The organism is Priestia megaterium, assembly GCF_046599315.1.
Lineage (GTDB): Bacteria > Bacillota > Bacilli > Bacillales > Bacillaceae_H > Priestia > Priestia megaterium_F.
On record NZ_JBKIKC010000001.1, the window covers coordinates 123059 to 138980 of the forward strand.

Genomic DNA, 15922 nt, shown 5'->3' on the forward strand with positions numbered 1-15922 from the left:
TTTCTTCTCTATTTATTATTCGCGTTTTCCATAACTGCAAAATAGTTATCTTCACTGTCTGAAAAGTTAAAAACCCGTCCTGAAGGCATAGATACAATTTCTCCCACCGTTACGTCTTTAGCTTTTAAATCACTGTATAATTCATCCAAATCCTCTGTAAAAAACAGCAGAGAAGGGGTCCCGACATTTAATTCTGGCTGCATTTTTGCTATTAGCTGTTTGTCATGAAGGATAATTGTTGTTTCTGCACCAGCTGCTGGTGCTAGCTCAATCCACTTCATGCCTTGTCCATTATCATGTTCAGAAATAACGTGAAATTCCATTTTGTCCTTCCAAAACTTTACCGCTTGATCTTGATCGTGTACATATACCATAATTTGACCAACTTTTTTAATCATTGCTTTCACTCCTTTTATACATATGAAATAATTTCTTCCGCTATTGTATCTGCCGACTTTCCCTTTGTATATATCATTTGCTTTGCTAGTTTGTAATTTGATGGATGCGTTACAAAATGTTTGTTAAGCTCAAAGACATCTTTATCATCCGTTAGTTGATGCAATCTTTGATGTAATATCTGTATCGACTCTTCCCTATCAGCACTCGGAAGCAACAAAAACAGAGACTCGTAAGGTTTTAGTGTCTTTTCCACTTCTTGAAACAGCTTTATGTCTTCATACACTGAGTGGCCTGCGCCAAAATCAATAACGGCATGTTTGTACTCTTCTAGTATTCTTTTAACAGCATAGGCTTCAAACGGCTTCCAATAGGCGTACATGCCTTGAAACCCTTGTTCTTCTCGAATGTTTTGCTGTATTTCTTTGCTGAATCCTATTTCACTGTAATAGGAAAACCGCACTTCATCCATTGAACACTGAGGAATATTTAGTTTTTTTGCTACTTTTTCGCCGACGGTCGTTTTTCCAACGCACATAGGTCCAATGAAAATAATAGGGGTTTGCATATGCTCTCTCCTTATTTCACTTCTAACATAAATGTGTACAACGCATCTTCATTAAATATATTTTTTTGTTTTTAACAATTTTAAAGGCCCTGCTGCATCCACGCACGTCTTATTCCAGCAGTATGTACCAACTTTTGCTTCATAGATGTGATTGTTTACTTCGAGATCCGCTTTTGGCGGAGATTCTTCAAGAAATTCACTGCTTGAATACCCTGTAAAGCTTGCTATGATAAGTCCAAATGCAGCTACTTTCCATTTTTTTATCATTTCATCACCTTTTTACTATTTCTTCGTTACTCTTTCATTTCCTGTTTCTTATTTTCTTTCTTCTTAAATCACGTTACATATGCCAATGGCTTTATTTTCGCTACCCCCTTCTCGAAGGAATGGAATATGAATAACTAACTGATCTACTCACAAAGGAGTGAACGCATGGAGGCGCCAAACTGAGATGACAAATATGTGCACAATGAAGAACGCAAAAAAGTGCTACTCTTTACAAGAGCAGCACTTTTTTAGACTTTCAGGCTATTTGATTCTACTAATTTTCCATCTTCCATCCACACAACACGGTCACATAAATCTAGCATTCTTTGGTCATGCGTAACCATTATAGCTGCTTTTGCCCTTAGCTTCACTTCATCGGCGATCATTTGAACGACAGCTCTTCCTCGCTCTGAATCCAAGCTTGCCGTCGGCTCGTCTGCAAAGATAATTTCAGGGTTATTCATCCATGCTCTTGCAATCGCTACCCGCTGGCGTTCTCCGCCCGATAGACTTTCAGGATAGTGATGCTTTCGATGGGCAAGCCCTAGTTTTTCAAGCAAATTAGCTGCTCTTCTCTTCGCTTCTTTGTCTCGATTTCCTTCTAGTTCCGTTACAAGAAGCAGCTGATCGCGAACCGTTAAATACGGAATTAAATTAGCTGATTGAAAAATAAAGCCGATTTTCTTCAGACGAATGCTGTTCATTTGCGAGGGAGACATTTTATTAATCTCGCTCCCGTCAATGATCACACGTCCGCTAGAGGGCGAAAGCAGCGCGCCTGCAATGGATAAAAATGTGCTTTTTCCAGAACCAGAAGGCCCGACAATAGCCACAAGCTCTCCGGCTTTCACACGCAGCGATACGTCATTTAACACGACTACAGAGTTCTCTCCGTCTCCAAAAGACTTACTAACACGTTCCAACACTAATTTTCCTTCACTCATTAAACAGCCCTCCCAATCGCTTCCACCGCATCTATTTTTGCTACGCGATACAGTGATAATAATGAGCTCAGTACAGAAACAGCTACAAACAGGGCGGAACAGCCTGCGATTAGTGACAGGTCCAAGTTAAAAGGCATCGAGTTCGGCAATACTGCCGCTACTCCGTATGTCAGCCCAATACTAATAACAAGACTACATAAAGTTAAGACAACCACTTGAGATAAAATCGTCCGCGCTAAATAGCTTGTTTTTGCTCCTATGGCTTTTAACACGCCAAACTGATTCATTTTTTGAAGCGTCATCACATAGAAAAAGACGGCTAACACAAAGGCTCCAATAATAAAAAGAAACGCAACCATCATTAAAAGCGAGCCTTGTTCTTCTTGATAACCGGGAATTCCTTTTAACGCTTCATCTTTACTGATCACGTCAATGTCAGCTTCCTTTTTTTGAAGAGCATTTGCTTCTTTGTCGTTCATATTTAATACCACTGCGTTAAAAGCACCTGTGCTTCCAAGTGTATTCCATTCTTTCAAATTAATATGAATAACAGGCGCATGACTAAACGACTGATTCTTTGTAAAGCCAATAATCGTAAAGCTTTTTCCTGAAGCGGTATCTTTTATCGTATCGCCGAGCTTTACCCCTTCTTCTTTTAGCGAAAAGTCCGCTACGGCTTCATGTTTAGAATCGTCTGTAATCATCTTCCCTTCTGTTACGTTCGGAGCTAAAAAACCGTTTGTACTTACGGCAAAAAACGAGGAATCTATTTTTTTCTCTTTCCCTTCATTTATAACAGCCGTCATCATAACGCCGAGCGGCTCAGCTTTTTTCTTGCCGCTTATTTGCTGAATGTCGTTTGTTTTATTTGCTGATAAAACCGAACGCGTCAGGCGCTGATCCGTTTCCTTTTGAAGCACAACGTAGTTTCCTTTCATTTCTTGAACGGCTGAAGCATTATCAGAGGAAAGCCCCTTCGCTAAGCCTGATACAAAAAGCACAAGCCATACAATTAACACCATAATCACGCCAATGAGTAAATAGCGCAGCTTCGCATGTTTCAATTCACGTAAAGCCAAAAACATCTTTCTTTCATCTCCTTTTTTGATTCTATTTAAAGTATAAAAATAGAAAATGAATGGAAGATGAACGGCTCATTACAATTTCGGAAGATAGACATGAAAGGTGCTGCCTTTTCCTTTTTCACTTTCAACGTGAATAGAGCCATCATGCATTTCGACAATTTGTTTTACAATCGCTAATCCAAGACCGCTGCTTCCTTCACTACGACTTCTTGCTTTATCTTCTTTATAAAAACGATTAAAAATATGTGGAAGGCTTTCTTTTGACATGCCGATTCCCGTATCTTGAAATTCCACGTGGCAATGCGTATCTTCCATACGAACGCGAAGAGACATCGTTCCTCCTTCTTCAGTAAACTTTACGCTGTTTGTAATAAGATTTGTCCACACTTGATGAAGCAGCTTTTGATCGCCTGAAATCATCGTTGGAGGAAGATCCATTTCAATGGCTAACTCTTTTTCACGCCAGCTCCACTCCGTCATGAACAGCACTTGCTTGATTTGAGCTGCAACATCAAACGTGCTTTTGTCGATATGCTGACTTTCTTTATCAAGTGAAGCAAGCGTAAGAAGCTGTTTGCTGAGCGACGATATACGCCGGCTTTCTTCTTCAATAATAGACAGATACTCATTTCTTTGTTCCTCAGAAAGATGGGCAGAACGGAGCGTTTTTGAGAATCCTTGAATGGACGCCAGCGGAGACTGAATTTCATGTGACACATTGGATACAAATTCTTGCCGCATTTCTTCAAGCTGCTCTAAATTTTTCGCCATCTCGGAAAAATGAGCGGCAAGTGTGCCGATTTCGTCTCGACGCTTGACGTACAGCTCGACGCTGTATTTTCCTTTTGCCACTTGTTTCGTTGCTTCCGTTAGCTTGACGATTGGTTTTACTAAATAACGCGTACTAATAAGCACAAATAAAATACTCAACACAATCGTCAGCAGTAAAATAACCGAGAAAAAAATGCGCATTTCCCCGAACTGCAGCTGAATATCAGGGCGAATAAACAGCGCTTGCTGCTTATTACTCTCTCCTTTTAGCGGCACGCCGATGGTATTGGCCAACACATTATCAAAAAAGCCCGTCACAAACACCTGTGAAGGAAAGTTTGCAATTCCGTGATACATTTTTCCGTCTAGTACTTGTTGAACAGCGCTCTTTTTTAAATGCTGATCTCTAAATTCCCGTCCGTAAAACGTTTCATGTCCGCTGCTGTCCACCACATACATTTGATAGCCTAATTTACTGATATGATGTAAATAAGCTTGTTGATCCACGCTCCTATTGCTTTCATAAAAGCTCGCAATGTCTTTTGCCATACGCGTAAGCTTTTGATCGTTGTAAGGTTTTAAGCTGTACTGATAATAGACGTTTGCTAAAATAAACGCTAGCAGGCTGCTAAATACCATCACAGCAATCGTCGTCAGGACGATCCGCAAATAGAGCGTCTTCATTTTGCTTTCACCTCAAGCTTATAGCCAACTCCTCGAACCGTCGTAATCACAAAATCATCGGTACGTTCAAATCGCTCGCGCAGCCTTTTCACGTGGACATCAATTGTCCGGTTATCTCCATTAAAATCCGCTCCCCATATCAGATGAATTAATCCTTCTCTTGTAAAAATTCTCCCTGGATAGCTTGCAAGCTGAGCTAAGAGCTCAAACTCTTTCATTGGAAGAATCAACAGCTGTCCGTTGCAGTGCACTTCGTAGCTTTTTCGGTCGATAGAGGTGTTGTTCAGCTCGATCATTTTTTCATTTACTACTTCGTACCGGCGAAGCAGCGCTTTGATTCGAAAAATCAATTCCTTTGGTTCAAACGGCTTTGTCACATAGTCATCTGTTCCTGCTAAAAAACCTTTTTCTTTGTCTTCTAGCTGGTCTTTTGCCGTTAATAAAATAATTGGGAAATCATAATAGCTGCGTATTTCTTCGCAAACTTGATATCCGTCTTTATGAGGCATCATAATATCGACAACCGCTAAATGAATGTGCTGTTTAGCAAGTAGGCCCGAAGCTTCCTCTCCGTCTTTTGCTTCATGCACCACATAGCCTTCAAGCTGCAAATAGTGACGAACCAGTTGCCGCATATGAGCATCATCATCCGCCAGTAAAATGTGAATCATTTCCTCTGCCACTCCTTTTATCAACCATTTAAAATGGCGGCCTTTTGGCCGCCATCATTTCTTCTTTCCGTTTCTATATGTTTACTAGTGTAACCAAACGCCGTGGTCATATTGCGTTTTTATTAGGATAAGAATTTATTGTGAACAGCAGATGAACAGCTTGTTACAAAATCCATTCACCGCGCGCAATCATCTCTACTTTGCCGCCTACTTTAATGTGAAAATTCTCTCCGTCATAACTAGCTTTTACATGCAGTAAAGAACGTCTTCCTATTTCATACCCTTGTTCTACACGTATATCAATAGCATGCTGATTAAAATAACGGTATTTAACTAAATATGCTGCCAAACAGCCGTTGGCGCTGCCGGTTGCTGCATCTTCTGGCACGCCGTAATAATCAGCAAAATCTCGCACGTTTAACTGATGATCTTCGTGATAGGTTTCTGGTGAAAATACCATAATCGCTTTAGCTTCCCTGTTTTCTATTAGTTTAAAATATTTTTCTTTGTTTACGTTTATCGCTTTAGCTGCTTCTAATGATGTTAAAGGAACCAGGATGACCGGCAGACCAGTCGATACTTCTTGAACAGGAAAGCGCGTATCAATATGTGTTTGATCAAGGTTTAATACATCCGCCACATGCTTTTTATCTAATACTTGCCCAAATGTTGGCTGACTTTGCTTCATCCACAGTACATCTTTTTGTTCATCGTATGTAATAGGCGTAGGACCTGCTTTATAATGAAGAATAAGCTCTTCTGTATCTTTTTCTTCTAGTTCCTCTCGAATAACATAAGCGGTTCCAAGTGTCGGATGTCCCGCAAATGGCACTTCTTCATTAGGCGTAAAAATCCGCACGTCATATTCTCCTTTTGTAGAAGCAGACGTAATAAATGTTGTTTCGGAGAAATTAATTTCTTTAGCAATTTGCTGCATGTCTTTATCTGAAAGGCTTTCTGCGTCTTGAAAAACAGCGAGCTGATTTCCGGTATATTTTCCTTGTGCAAATACATCAACAATCGAATACTGAATACTTTTCATGTATCTGTTCCTTTCTAACGCAAATTTTTATGTATGTGTTAAATATGCTACTACTTTTTTCTTTAAAGCTTCATATTGCTCCTTATTTGTATCCATAAATGCTTCTTCCCGACTCGATAAAATATCTGCATAATGAAGGGGCTCATGAAATTGTTCCTTCGTAAAGTCACAGCGTTTTTGGTTAAGCCTGTTGTAAAAATGCCATCCTTCTTTACAAGGAGTTTTTAAGATATCTCCTCCTTTGATATCTTGAACGACAAGCGCTGTCACGCTGCACTGTCCCTTGGCAGGGGTATCAGCTGTCCACTTGGTGCTTGAGTGAATTGACCACGATTGGTGCAGGGCTTTTTTTAAACTATTCATGTTCAAGCATCTCCTTTTTCTTCAAATTTACCATATTATTCTTTTTTATGAAACTTCTTATTAAAAAATCCACAGCACAAATATTCTTACTTTAAAAATAATTTAAGGAAGAATAGAAAAATACTAGAAATAATGTATAATAATAGAGTCATTTTAGATGATAGATTATAATCAATGAAAGGTGTTTTAAATGGAAGAACAAGCAGTAAATGAACTCGTTTCTTTTGAGGAAGAATATAAAGTAGTTCAAACAAATACGTCATATTATGATTTAAAATGGGGAAAAACAGCTAATCCAGCTAAAAACAACACGTGGAACTGGGCGGCCTTTTTTCTAACAATCGCTTGGTTTGCATACCGAAAAATGTATAAGCACTTTTTTATTTTATCGTTTATTGAAGTAATTTGGTTTTCTCTTTCGTACTTTGTAGACATATCCGGGTGGGCCGATGTGATTGTGTTCGGCGGTGCTTCACTTATTACAGGGTTATGTGCCAACCGCTGGTACTATAAGCACGTTAAAAGCGTGTCAGCTCAAGCCCAAACGCAGCCGGAGCATCGGAAAGAAGCTTATTTGCAAATAAAAGGCGGGACTCACATTGGCATCGCCATTGGATTAAGCATCTTGGCGCTTGCGATTGCCACCGGAGTTGGTATAGGATTATCATTTTTGCCAACAAAAACGAATATTAAAGATGTAGTGCGCTACAGCGGCGAAGGATTTACGCTTGAAGCGTACAACGATCATCCAAAATGGACCTATATTAAAAAAGAAGGCCGTCATCACGTTGTACAATTTACTGGCTACGATTATACAGAAAAAGAGCATGTGCGCATTGTGTTTAACATTTATTTAGACAAACAAATTTACGAGTGGGACAAAATCTATATCGACGGCAAAAAATTAAATAAAGAAGATGCTGAAGACTATGAATATTGGATTGAAGACAGTTCAGCATATTAAACAGGTCAAAAAAAAAGGATGAGTACGTACTCTCCTTTCTTTTTTGTTTCATCTTAAAGTGTCAAAGGCAACTTCACCGTCACCACTGTTCCGTTCTCATCACTTTCAATCGCAAGTGTACCGTTATGCTCATTGATAATAGTTTTACAAATGGAAAGTCCTAACCCCATGCCTGTTCCATCTTTTGTGGAGAAAAATGGATTTCCTACTTTGTTAATAATGGATAGCGGAATGCCAGAGCCGGTATCTTGGATGTCAATAAGAACCCATCCATCCCATTCTTTGATAATCAGATTTACTTCGCCTCGCTTCTTTTTCTCCATTGCTTCGATGGCGTTTTTCAAAAGGTTCATAAACACTTGTTTCATTTGAGCAGGATCGATTGACACCAGCGGAATGGCTCCTTCTACCCTTACGTTCATTTCGACATTGTATAACGCCGCTTCACTTTTCAAAAAAGCAACGGTATCATGAATAACTTCTACAATCGATACGATTTCTTTTTTAGGGGCTGTTGGCTGCGTTACAAGTAAGAAGTTATTAATGAGTTCATTCATACGATCTAATTCATCAAGAACAATTTTTTGAAAGGGCTCCACCTGTTCATTTTCCTTAAATAAAAATTGAATAAAGCCGCGCACGGACTGCATGGGGTTTCGAATCTCATGCGCTAGTCCTGCTGCTAGCTGTCCTACGAGTGCTAGTTTGTCCAGCTGCAGAATTTTCTCTTCAATTTTCGGCAACACAGCCGCTTGATTTTTATAAATAATATGAGACAAAATGCCAGCCAGCCGGTTTAATCCTTGAATTTCACTTTCGCTAAACTGATAAGGATCCGGATCGACCGCACATAAAGTACCAAACATTCTCCCGTCTTCTAGCACAATAGGTGTTCCTAAATAAGAACCTACCTGGGCACCATCAATGATGGCTAAACTAGACGTTCTGACATCGCGTTTTGTATCGGGAATAACAAGGGGTTCATCACATGTGACTAAGTTGCATACCGCAAGTTCTAACGGCAGGGTCAGCCCATCTTCTACAAGGCTTCCCCCTTCTTTATTAAAGGCTTTCATAACTGAAAATTGTTCGTCAAAAACCCCTACAAACAGCGTCCTGCTTCCAACTATTTCGCTAGCCATCTCTAATACATCCCAAACGGCTTTTTCATTGATGTTCCTCTCTTCCATTACCTTGGTCACCTACTATTTAAATATAGACTGTTCTATTCTCTTATTCTCATTATAAATTTTAAATTCGAAAACGTATATCAAAATTTTAAGAACTCGTTTATTTCTTATAGTTCATCGTTAGGGTTAAGGATAGCCAAGACTTGATGGTCTTCCCATATACCGTTAATATTTACATTTTTTCTGGCTATTCCTTCACTATGAAACCCTGCTTTTTCAAGTACTCGCTGTGAAGACATATTACGAGGCATGACACCGGCTTCAATGCGGTGAAGATGCAACTTGTTAAACGCGTAGTCAACAAGCGCTTTTACCGCTTCTGTTGCATATCCTTTTCCATTATAATTCTGATCTAGAAAATAGCCGATAAACGCGCTTTGTAAAGATCCGCGCATCACTTGAAAAAGACTAATGGTGCCAATTAACTTATTATTCTCTTTTTGAAAAAGACCAAAATAGTATTCTTGATCGTTTTTCCTGTTCTCTTCATGGCGCTTAATTTTTTCTACTTGGCCTTCCAACGTATAAAAAGAATCCTCTCGAATCATAGAAAAATGTTCAAAAAACTGGCGATTATCGCTTTGTAACTGAAGGCTGTCAAGCGCATCGCTGACAGTTAGCGGGCGTAAATAAATAGCGTGACCCTCTATCATACTAGGTCTCTCCTCTCCTTCAAGAATATATGTAAAAAAAGAAGACTTTTTTAAAAAATCTTCCATTTTCTCACATATTAAACTTTTCTTGTTTGAATGTAAAGTTCTAAATCACTGCTTTTCTTTGTCGTGATATGTTCTGCTATAATTTTAGCTAGCATCATATTATACACCGTTCCATTATCCCCATATCCGCTTAGAAAGTAACAGTTAGGCATTTTGTCATATATTTCTTGACTGCATGAAAAATAAAAAACTTCACGCAAAAACCACCTAGAAAAATCACCAGGTGGTTTTTTATATTAGATGGGGTATACATTTTGATTAACTGCGGATGGATATAAAGCCTTGCGTTTCAAAACAGATTTCCTTATAGAAAAGAATGATGTGAAAAATATTTTTTCTGAGATTTTTTCTTTTATTTACGTTTAACAGCAGCCGCCGAAGCCATAGCCGTAACCGCCAAAGCCACCATACGGATAACCACCGTAACCGTAGCCACCATAGCCATATGGTGATAAAAGTGAGCCAGCTACTAATCCTCCTGCTAATCCTCCTAAAAATGGACCTCCAAAGCCAAAGCCGAATGGTCTGCCAAAGCCAAAACCAAACGGGCGTCCGAAACCAAACGGTCTGCCAAAGCCAAATGGTCTGCCAATAAACCTTTCATCTGCGTGTTGAAATTGGTGATGATCTTGAGCATACATAGTAGGTAAAAAATGCATTTCTGAATTCATAAGAGAAACCTCCGTTTTTTTGTTTTTTCACTTTCACCCAAGAATATGCATTTACCTATTCGCTGTCTTGGGCAAATATCTTGGTTATGCTGAAAATAGGGGAAAAGAATTACGAAAAAAAGTAAATTATTATGCTTATATGAAAATGAGCTTGATTTCTCTTTAGTCCCTAATACATATAAAAAGAAGCGGATGATGCTGATCACTTAGATGGGTACACGGAAAGTCATAATGTTTTTATTTCATGATAAAAAGTAAGAAACTGAAGAAAAAATTCTTCAGTTTCTACTCGATTATGTAAGCAGGCTAAGGAGGAATTGCTATTAGCCTGCTTCGTTATAACATGGGGGCTCATATATGAGATCTTGGGATGATTCATCCTATGCAGAAAGTGAAAAAAAGTACCGTGTCCATCTTATTTTTTTATTTTCATTGAAATCATTGGATATTTTTGGAGCACTTTTGCATTTCGGGCATATGTTAAAAATGTACTCAGAACTTGGAGGTGAAATATATGGGCTTCTATGGTGGCTGTGGTTATGGCGGTTACGGTTACGGCGGCTGCGGATATGGCAGCGGCTTTGCTTTAATCATCGTATTATTCATTTTATTAATCATCATCGGCTGTGCTTGCTGGGGAGGATTTGGCGGTTGCTAATCATTAGGAATAATGATGAACAGCTTCATTTCCACTAATTTTTTACCAAAAGCTAGCTTTCCACTTTATTATGAAAAAGCAGTGTCCACATAATGGGCACTGTTTTTTAGTGTGTTTATGAACCGGATGATAACGAGACTCATCTTTGAGAAAAACTGGGACTTTTTAATCTATCGTTCTTTGTTCATACTTCCCTTTCTTCTACATATTAATAGATTAAAAGAATGATTTGACTGACAAAAAAAGAGAGCCGCTGCTCTGCAACTCTCTTCCTTCTCTATGTAGATGCTAACAATTATACAAAGGATTTTTTTAAGACGACGCGCTGGTCATTTACAGCATAGCCGTTTTTTTCATAAAATGCCTGTGCAGCTCCTCCAGTCGCCGTTAAGAGATACAAACTATTGATATCGTGTTTTTGAAGTTCGCTCTCAAACCGGCTTAAGATAGCTGAACCGTATCCTTTTCCTTGTACACTTGCGCTTACGCAAAGCTCAGCAACATAGAAGGTCATACCGCTGTAAGATTTTTTAGCATGACCTGCAATCATGCCAATTAGATCTCTTTGGTCATAAAATAAATAGCCCATAAATTTAGGTGTGTTCAGTAAATCAGTCAGTCTTTCTCTAGCTGAGTCTTCCGTCCACGGTTCATTCCAAGGTTTTTTTGTAAATACATTCATATACAAGTCCATGCACTGCTGCATATTCTCTGCAGTGAAAGGCACTACTTTCTCAATCATTTCCACGCTTCCTTTTTTGTTTAGTTTGACGGCTTGTTGACAATTCGCTCGTACATTTCCGGCAGATGCTTAATTTTATAATCAATGGTTTCAAGCTTGTGATGAATTTCTTCGATTTCTTTTTGCACCTTTTTTTTATGATTCATCAGCATTTGAAGACTTTTATCAAGCACTGCATTTTCAAGCGTACAGTTTTCAATAAGCGTCCGAATATCCTTGATTTGCATACCGGTGCTTTTTAAGCAGCAAATTAAATCAATCCATTCAATATCTTGTTCTTTAAAAATACGATTACCTGACGCTGTACGATCTAAAAACGGAAAAAGCCCTTCTTTATCATAATAGCGAATGGTATAAATTGTCACGTTCAATTTCTTCGCAACTTGTGAAATGGTATACGTCATACTGCTTCCTCCTATATCTTAACTTCTCAGAAAAACATGGTGAAATTACCTTGACCTCCAGTTATCTCGAGGATTTATTCTTTTATAGTTTTCTTCATTGCGTTCTTTATGCCGCGGGCTGTTTGTACAAGCAACATATATTTAAACTAGAAAGGATGGATACGATGAATACTGCTCACATGATGCTTACAATTGTAATTGGCGGTTTTATTGCCTTTTTATTAGGTCTTGGCGTCATAAAAATAATTGAGCTGCTGCTAAATCTTTTTCTATCCTAACCAGCAGGTCCTTATCGTAAAACGCAGGTAACTCCGTTCCATGTTCGAACGGAGTTACCTGCTTTATTTTAAGAACGAAAGTGCTTAAGGCACCATATTGCCAGCGGCTTTATAAATATCGTACCATTCTTCGCGCGTTAGCTTGATTTCTGAACCTTTGCTTGCATCTTTCATACGCTGAATATTTGTAGTACCAAGCACGACTTGGATGTTTGCAGGATGAGTTGTAATCCATGCAACGGCAATCGCTGTATTTGTCACGCTATATTTATTTGCGATGCGATCAATCACTTCGTTTAACTTTCCAAATTTCTCTTTATCATCTAGGAAAGGTCCTTCAAAAAATCCGTTTTGGAACGGCGACCATGCTTGAAGCGTTATATCGTTTAAGCGGCAATATTCAAGCACGCTGCTGTCGCGGTTAACGGCCTGGTCAATTCCCATATTTAAAGAAATACCAGAATCAATAATTGGCGTATGTGCGATGCTGAACTGGACTTGGTTTACGACAAGCTTTTGGTTGATGTATTTCTCAAGCAGCTGAATTTGCGCTGGGTTGTGGTTCGACACACCAAAGTGACGTACCTTTCCGCTGCTTTGAAGTTCATTAAATGCTTCTGCTACTTCTTCAGGGTCCATTAGCGGATCTGGACGATGCAGTAATAAAAGATCTAAGTAATCTGTTTTTAAACGCTCTAAGCTGCCGTTAACAGAGTCTATGATATGCTTCTTTGAAAAGTCATAGTAATTTTTTGCTGAGTTAATGCCGCATTTACTTTGAATCACCATTTTTTCACGAAGACTTGGATTCATTTGTATAGCGTTTGCAAAATATTCTTCGCATTGTCCTACATAATCAGGACCGTAAATATCAGCATGGTCAAAAAAGTTAATTTCTTCTTCCATCGCTGTGCAGATTAGCTTCTCTGCTTCTTGTAAAGAAAGCTCTGTTAAACGCATGTTTCCCATGATTAAATTTGATACGTGCAGGTCAGTATTAGCAATTGTATGATACTTCATGTAAAGCCCCTCCTTGAAATGATACTACTACAAGATAAACCATAGAGTTAACTCTAGGTCAAGCAGAAAGAATAAAAGATTTTATAAGCAGCGACGGTAAAACCCCCTATCTTTTTTGGTAAAAAGATGAAATACTAGGTTGTGTTGTGTGAGAAAAGTCACTGCCGCTGCGCATTTCGTTTAGTAATATATGTTACGTTCTTTTCTTCCTTTTTATCGAAGCTTATTTCATAACAAACCATATATCAATCTATCAGCCAAAGGAGTCTATCACTATGCAGAAAACGAAAACAAAACGATTTGAAATACATTATTCCGTTCTAAAAGATGAGGCCAAAATTAAAGGAACTTTTATGATAGAATCTGCTAAAAACCGAGATGACGCGTCAAGACTTGCTAAATTAAATATCTCTACAAAAGAAAGAGTGTTTATTCAATATGTAAAGTTCTTAAAAGTTAAACGAGCTTCTACAGCTTTGGCAGCAAAGTGACATTCATCTGCTTCTTCTTTTAGCAAGCCCCCATTTATGCGGAAAGTGTAGTCTCAGAAGACGCTTGTTTCGTTCGCGTCAACAATAAAACCAAGCCAATAATACAAATTGTACCCATCCATTGATAAAAACCAAAGGGCTCTTTCAGCCAAACAACGGTTGTGACAACGGCGGCTAAAGGTTCTAAACTGCCCAGCAGACTCGTTTCTTTAGGTAAAAGACTGTGCAAACTTTCTACATAAAACCAAAATGCAATCATCGTGCCAAAAATAATAACAAATAAAATATATACATAGATTATTGGTGATAAGCTTGACATCTCTAGTTTCCACGGAGGATGAATAAAGCTCATTACACTTCCCCCAATTACCATTGCCCAGCCAACGATGACAAGCGAACTGTACTTTTTGATCAGCGGCACCGCATACAGCGTATAAAATGCTGCCGCTACGCCGGACAATACTCCCCAAACAGCGGCAGATACAGAAACAGACAGCTGAGAAATAGAGCCGTTTGTTAATAAAAAAAAGCACCCTCCCAGTGCCAGCAGCACGGCCATAGCATCTTGTCGCGTAAATATAGACTGCTTGCGTAAAACCAAATAAATGATAATCATCACCGGTGATAAATACTGCAGCAGCGTAGCTACTGCTGCATTTCCATGCTTAATAGAAGCCATATACGTATATTGAACAGCAAGCATACCAAATATCGCAAAAACGACGAGTTGAAAGGCTGACTTTCGGTTCTTCCATACTCCAAATACTTGAGAACGATTGCTTTTCGTAATTGAAATCATTAGCAGTAAAAAGCCGGCAATGAGCAGACGTACTGAAACAAGCCAGTCCACGCTGATTTCAAATTCTTGAAAAAGCTTTTGAGCAACCGTCCCTCCCATCCCCCAACATATAGCTCCAGTTGTCACGAAGAAGAACCCTTTTTTTCTGCTGAGATTGTTCATCTTTTATCCCTCACTTTTGTTATAAGAATAGTGTTATAATAAATGAAAAATCAGGCAGAAAATACGCATATTGCATTAAAAAATATAAATATATTGAGGTGACTATGTATGCCAGCAGCCCATTTTAAAATTGATAAAAACTTAAAAGAGCTAACGACCCACCGTACCGTTGAGCTGCCAGTAGCATGTTATCAAACTACGATTGGCGATCACATAAACGGCTACATCCCGCTTCATTGGCATGATGAGCTTCAATTTGTGCTGGTGATAAAAGGTGATGCGGCTTTTCAAGTAAACGAAACGACAGTAACTGTAAAACAAGGCAACGGACTGTTTATTAACAGCGGATGTCTTCATATGACCGAAGACATAAACAAATCGGGCTGCATGTACATTTGCTTAAATGTTTCTCCTCATTTCCTTGTGCCGCAAGAGCTTTTTACAAATTACGTCTATCCCTACATTCATGCAACAAATTTATCTTATCTATTCATTGATTCCAATCAAAAGTGGGGGAAAAATATTTTAGAATCTATTCATAAGATATACGTATGGATTCATAAGCAGCCGCGCTACTATGAAATGGAGATTGCATCAGAGCTCACTATACTTTGGAAAAATTTAATTCTTAACGGTTTGCAGCTAAAATACAATGAAAAAGAAATGATCAAAAATCAGCGAATGAAGCACATGCTTAATTGGATTCATTTACACTTTGCTGAAAAGATTACGCTCGACGATATTGCTAAAGCCGGTCAATTGAGCCGTTCTGAATGCTGTCGATATTTTAAGAAAATGTTAAAAAAAACGCCTTTGACCTATGTATTAAACTATCGAATTCAGCAAAGCTTAGTTATGCTGCAGCAAGCAGAAGCAAATGTGACAGACATTGCCTATCAAGTAGGATTTAATAGTACCAGCTATTTTATTAATCAGTTTCGAAAAGAAATGAAGATGACTCCGCTCATGTATCGAAAAAAGAAGCTGCACATCTCATCTCATCACTAAAAAACGGCGGGACAATCACCCCGCC

21 protein-coding genes are annotated in these 15922 nt (G+C 38.7%); 4 read left to right on the forward strand and 17 right to left on the reverse strand.

What is annotated here, in order from left to right:
* Positions 1 to 8: 8 nt before the first annotated feature.
* From ACLHDF_RS00750 to ACLHDF_RS00790, 9 genes are all read right to left on the reverse strand, one after another.
* A complete protein-coding gene (locus ACLHDF_RS00750) occupies positions 9 to 398 on the reverse strand; it encodes a VOC family protein (protein WP_413917147.1) in 390 nt (129 codons plus the stop codon).
* Between the two features lie 14 nt (positions 399 to 412).
* Positions 413 to 964, reverse strand: a complete 552-nt coding sequence (locus ACLHDF_RS00755) for a shikimate kinase (RefSeq protein WP_413917148.1) — start codon at positions 962 to 964, stop codon at positions 413 to 415.
* A gap of 51 nt (positions 965 to 1015) precedes the next feature.
* Positions 1016 to 1231, reverse strand: a complete 216-nt coding sequence (locus ACLHDF_RS00760) for a hypothetical protein (protein ID WP_413917149.1) — start codon at positions 1229 to 1231, stop codon at positions 1016 to 1018.
* A 248-nt stretch (positions 1232 to 1479) separates the two neighbouring features.
* Positions 1480 to 2175 (reverse strand): ABC transporter ATP-binding protein, encoded by a 696-nt coding sequence (locus ACLHDF_RS00765; protein ID WP_413917150.1) that lies wholly within the window; start codon positions 2173 to 2175, stop codon positions 1480 to 1482.
* Complete coding sequence (locus ACLHDF_RS00770; RefSeq protein WP_413917151.1) at positions 2175 to 3260, reverse strand: ABC transporter permease; 1086 nt, start codon at positions 3258 to 3260, stop codon at positions 2175 to 2177. The genes ACLHDF_RS00765 and ACLHDF_RS00770 overlap by 1 nt, the downstream gene beginning before the upstream one ends.
* Before the next feature lie 72 nt (positions 3261 to 3332).
* Entirely contained in the window at positions 3333 to 4715 is a 1383-nt protein-coding gene (locus tag ACLHDF_RS00775; RefSeq protein ID WP_413917152.1) for a sensor histidine kinase, read from the reverse strand.
* On the reverse strand, positions 4712 to 5386 hold the full coding sequence (locus tag ACLHDF_RS00780; protein WP_413917153.1) for a response regulator transcription factor: 675 nt from the start codon (positions 5384 to 5386) through the stop codon (positions 4712 to 4714). The genes ACLHDF_RS00775 and ACLHDF_RS00780 overlap by 4 nt, the downstream gene beginning before the upstream one ends.
* 163 nt (positions 5387 to 5549) lie before the next feature.
* Positions 5550 to 6428, reverse strand: coding sequence for a PhzF family phenazine biosynthesis protein (locus ACLHDF_RS00785; protein WP_413917154.1), 879 nt, complete (start codon positions 6426 to 6428; stop codon positions 5550 to 5552).
* Positions 6429 to 6455: 27 nt separating this feature from the next.
* On the reverse strand, positions 6456 to 6791 hold the full coding sequence (locus ACLHDF_RS00790; RefSeq protein WP_413917155.1) for a hypothetical protein: 336 nt from the start codon (positions 6789 to 6791) through the stop codon (positions 6456 to 6458).
* Positions 6792 to 6981: 190 nt separating this feature from the next.
* On the opposite strand from ACLHDF_RS00790, the gene ACLHDF_RS00795 reads away from it, so the two are divergent.
* Positions 6982 to 7755 carry a DUF2628 domain-containing protein gene (locus ACLHDF_RS00795; RefSeq protein WP_413917156.1) on the forward strand — a complete coding sequence of 258 codons (774 nt, stop codon included), beginning with the start codon at positions 6982 to 6984 and terminating at the stop codon, positions 7753 to 7755.
* A gap of 53 nt (positions 7756 to 7808) precedes the next feature.
* Here ACLHDF_RS00795 and ACLHDF_RS00800 read toward each other — a convergent pair whose 3' ends face one another.
* The 4 genes from ACLHDF_RS00800 to ACLHDF_RS00815 form a co-directional block, all read right to left on the reverse strand.
* On the reverse strand, positions 7809 to 8945 hold the full coding sequence (locus ACLHDF_RS00800; RefSeq protein WP_413917157.1) for an ATP-binding protein: 1137 nt from the start codon (positions 8943 to 8945) through the stop codon (positions 7809 to 7811).
* A 107-nt stretch (positions 8946 to 9052) separates the two neighbouring features.
* Positions 9053 to 9598 (reverse strand): GNAT family N-acetyltransferase, encoded by a 546-nt coding sequence (locus ACLHDF_RS00805; RefSeq protein ID WP_413917158.1) that lies wholly within the window; start codon positions 9596 to 9598, stop codon positions 9053 to 9055.
* 77 nt (positions 9599 to 9675) lie between these two features.
* On the reverse strand, positions 9676 to 9864 hold the full coding sequence (locus ACLHDF_RS00810) for a hypothetical protein (protein WP_413917159.1): 189 nt from the start codon (positions 9862 to 9864) through the stop codon (positions 9676 to 9678).
* A 162-nt stretch (positions 9865 to 10026) separates the two neighbouring features.
* Positions 10027 to 10335, reverse strand: a complete 309-nt coding sequence (locus ACLHDF_RS00815) for a hypothetical protein (protein ID WP_280159216.1) — start codon at positions 10333 to 10335, stop codon at positions 10027 to 10029.
* 514 nt (positions 10336 to 10849) lie between these two features.
* On the opposite strand from ACLHDF_RS00815, the gene ACLHDF_RS00820 reads away from it, so the two are divergent.
* Positions 10850 to 10993 (forward strand): YjcZ family sporulation protein, encoded by a 144-nt coding sequence (locus ACLHDF_RS00820; protein ID WP_413917160.1) that lies wholly within the window; start codon positions 10850 to 10852, stop codon positions 10991 to 10993.
* Between the two features lie 295 nt (positions 10994 to 11288).
* Here ACLHDF_RS00820 and ACLHDF_RS00825 read toward each other — a convergent pair whose 3' ends face one another.
* From ACLHDF_RS00825 to ACLHDF_RS00835, 3 genes are all read right to left on the reverse strand, one after another.
* Complete coding sequence (locus tag ACLHDF_RS00825) at positions 11289 to 11735, reverse strand: GNAT family N-acetyltransferase (protein WP_413917161.1); 447 nt, start codon at positions 11733 to 11735, stop codon at positions 11289 to 11291.
* Between the two features lie 20 nt (positions 11736 to 11755).
* Entirely contained in the window at positions 11756 to 12139 is a 384-nt protein-coding gene (locus tag ACLHDF_RS00830; RefSeq protein WP_413917162.1) for a MerR family transcriptional regulator, read from the reverse strand.
* 362 nt (positions 12140 to 12501) lie between these two features.
* Positions 12502 to 13437, reverse strand: coding sequence for an aldo/keto reductase (locus ACLHDF_RS00835; protein ID WP_413917163.1), 936 nt, complete (start codon positions 13435 to 13437; stop codon positions 12502 to 12504).
* A 275-nt stretch (positions 13438 to 13712) separates the two neighbouring features.
* Here ACLHDF_RS00835 and ACLHDF_RS00840 point away from each other — a divergent pair, with 275 nt between their 5' ends.
* Positions 13713 to 13928 carry a hypothetical protein gene (locus ACLHDF_RS00840; protein WP_413917164.1) on the forward strand — a complete coding sequence of 72 codons (216 nt, stop codon included), beginning with the start codon at positions 13713 to 13715 and terminating at the stop codon, positions 13926 to 13928.
* A gap of 34 nt (positions 13929 to 13962) precedes the next feature.
* Here ACLHDF_RS00840 and ACLHDF_RS00845 read toward each other — a convergent pair whose 3' ends face one another.
* The gene (locus ACLHDF_RS00845) at positions 13963 to 14889 is read right to left on the reverse strand and encodes an EamA family transporter (protein WP_413917165.1); all 927 of its coding nucleotides are present in this window, start codon (positions 14887 to 14889) and stop codon (positions 13963 to 13965) included.
* A 108-nt stretch (positions 14890 to 14997) separates the two neighbouring features.
* Here ACLHDF_RS00845 and ACLHDF_RS00850 point away from each other — a divergent pair, with 108 nt between their 5' ends.
* On the forward strand, positions 14998 to 15897 hold the full coding sequence (locus ACLHDF_RS00850; RefSeq protein ID WP_413917166.1) for an AraC family transcriptional regulator: 900 nt from the start codon (positions 14998 to 15000) through the stop codon (positions 15895 to 15897).
* Positions 15898 to 15922: the final 25 nt, after the last annotated feature.

What these genes read in the sequence shown, in the direction of transcription:
- ACLHDF_RS00750 (WP_413917147.1), bottom strand. Translation starts at nt 398, where the DNA reads ATGATTAAAAAAGTTGGTCAAATTATGGTATATGTACACGATCAAGAT.
- ACLHDF_RS00755 (WP_413917148.1), bottom strand. Translation starts at nt 964, where the DNA reads ATGCAAACCCCTATTATTTTCATTGGACCTATGTGCGTTGGAAAAACG.
- ACLHDF_RS00760 (WP_413917149.1), bottom strand. Translation starts at nt 1,231, where the DNA reads ATGATAAAAAAATGGAAAGTAGCTGCATTTGGACTTATCATAGCAAGC.
- ACLHDF_RS00765 (WP_413917150.1), bottom strand. Translation starts at nt 2,175, where the DNA reads ATGAGTGAAGGAAAATTAGTGTTGGAACGTGTTAGTAAGTCTTTTGGA.
- ACLHDF_RS00770 (WP_413917151.1), bottom strand. Translation starts at nt 3,260, where the DNA reads ATGTTTTTGGCTTTACGTGAATTGAAACATGCGAAGCTGCGCTATTTA.
- ACLHDF_RS00775 (WP_413917152.1), bottom strand. Translation starts at nt 4,715, where the DNA reads ATGAAGACGCTCTATTTGCGGATCGTCCTGACGACGATTGCTGTGATG.
- ACLHDF_RS00780 (WP_413917153.1), bottom strand. Translation starts at nt 5,386, where the DNA reads ATGATTCACATTTTACTGGCGGATGATGATGCTCATATGCGGCAACTG.
- ACLHDF_RS00785 (WP_413917154.1), bottom strand. Translation starts at nt 6,428, where the DNA reads ATGAAAAGTATTCAGTATTCGATTGTTGATGTATTTGCACAAGGAAAA.
- ACLHDF_RS00790 (WP_413917155.1), bottom strand. Translation starts at nt 6,791, where the DNA reads ATGAATAGTTTAAAAAAAGCCCTGCACCAATCGTGGTCAATTCACTCA.
- ACLHDF_RS00795 (WP_413917156.1), top strand. Translation starts at nt 6,982, where the DNA reads ATGGAAGAACAAGCAGTAAATGAACTCGTTTCTTTTGAGGAAGAATAT.
- ACLHDF_RS00800 (WP_413917157.1), bottom strand. Translation starts at nt 8,945, where the DNA reads ATGGAAGAGAGGAACATCAATGAAAAAGCCGTTTGGGATGTATTAGAG.
- ACLHDF_RS00805 (WP_413917158.1), bottom strand. Translation starts at nt 9,598, where the DNA reads ATGATAGAGGGTCACGCTATTTATTTACGCCCGCTAACTGTCAGCGAT.
- ACLHDF_RS00815 (WP_280159216.1), bottom strand. Translation starts at nt 10,335, where the DNA reads ATGAATTCAGAAATGCATTTTTTACCTACTATGTATGCTCAAGATCAT.
- ACLHDF_RS00820 (WP_413917160.1), top strand. Translation starts at nt 10,850, where the DNA reads ATGGGCTTCTATGGTGGCTGTGGTTATGGCGGTTACGGTTACGGCGGC.
- ACLHDF_RS00825 (WP_413917161.1), bottom strand. Translation starts at nt 11,735, where the DNA reads ATGATTGAGAAAGTAGTGCCTTTCACTGCAGAGAATATGCAGCAGTGC.
- ACLHDF_RS00830 (WP_413917162.1), bottom strand. Translation starts at nt 12,139, where the DNA reads ATGACGTATACCATTTCACAAGTTGCGAAGAAATTGAACGTGACAATT.
- ACLHDF_RS00835 (WP_413917163.1), bottom strand. Translation starts at nt 13,437, where the DNA reads ATGAAGTATCATACAATTGCTAATACTGACCTGCACGTATCAAATTTA.
- ACLHDF_RS00840 (WP_413917164.1), top strand. Translation starts at nt 13,713, where the DNA reads ATGCAGAAAACGAAAACAAAACGATTTGAAATACATTATTCCGTTCTA.
- ACLHDF_RS00845 (WP_413917165.1), bottom strand. Translation starts at nt 14,889, where the DNA reads ATGAACAATCTCAGCAGAAAAAAAGGGTTCTTCTTCGTGACAACTGGA.
- ACLHDF_RS00850 (WP_413917166.1), top strand. Translation starts at nt 14,998, where the DNA reads ATGCCAGCAGCCCATTTTAAAATTGATAAAAACTTAAAAGAGCTAACG.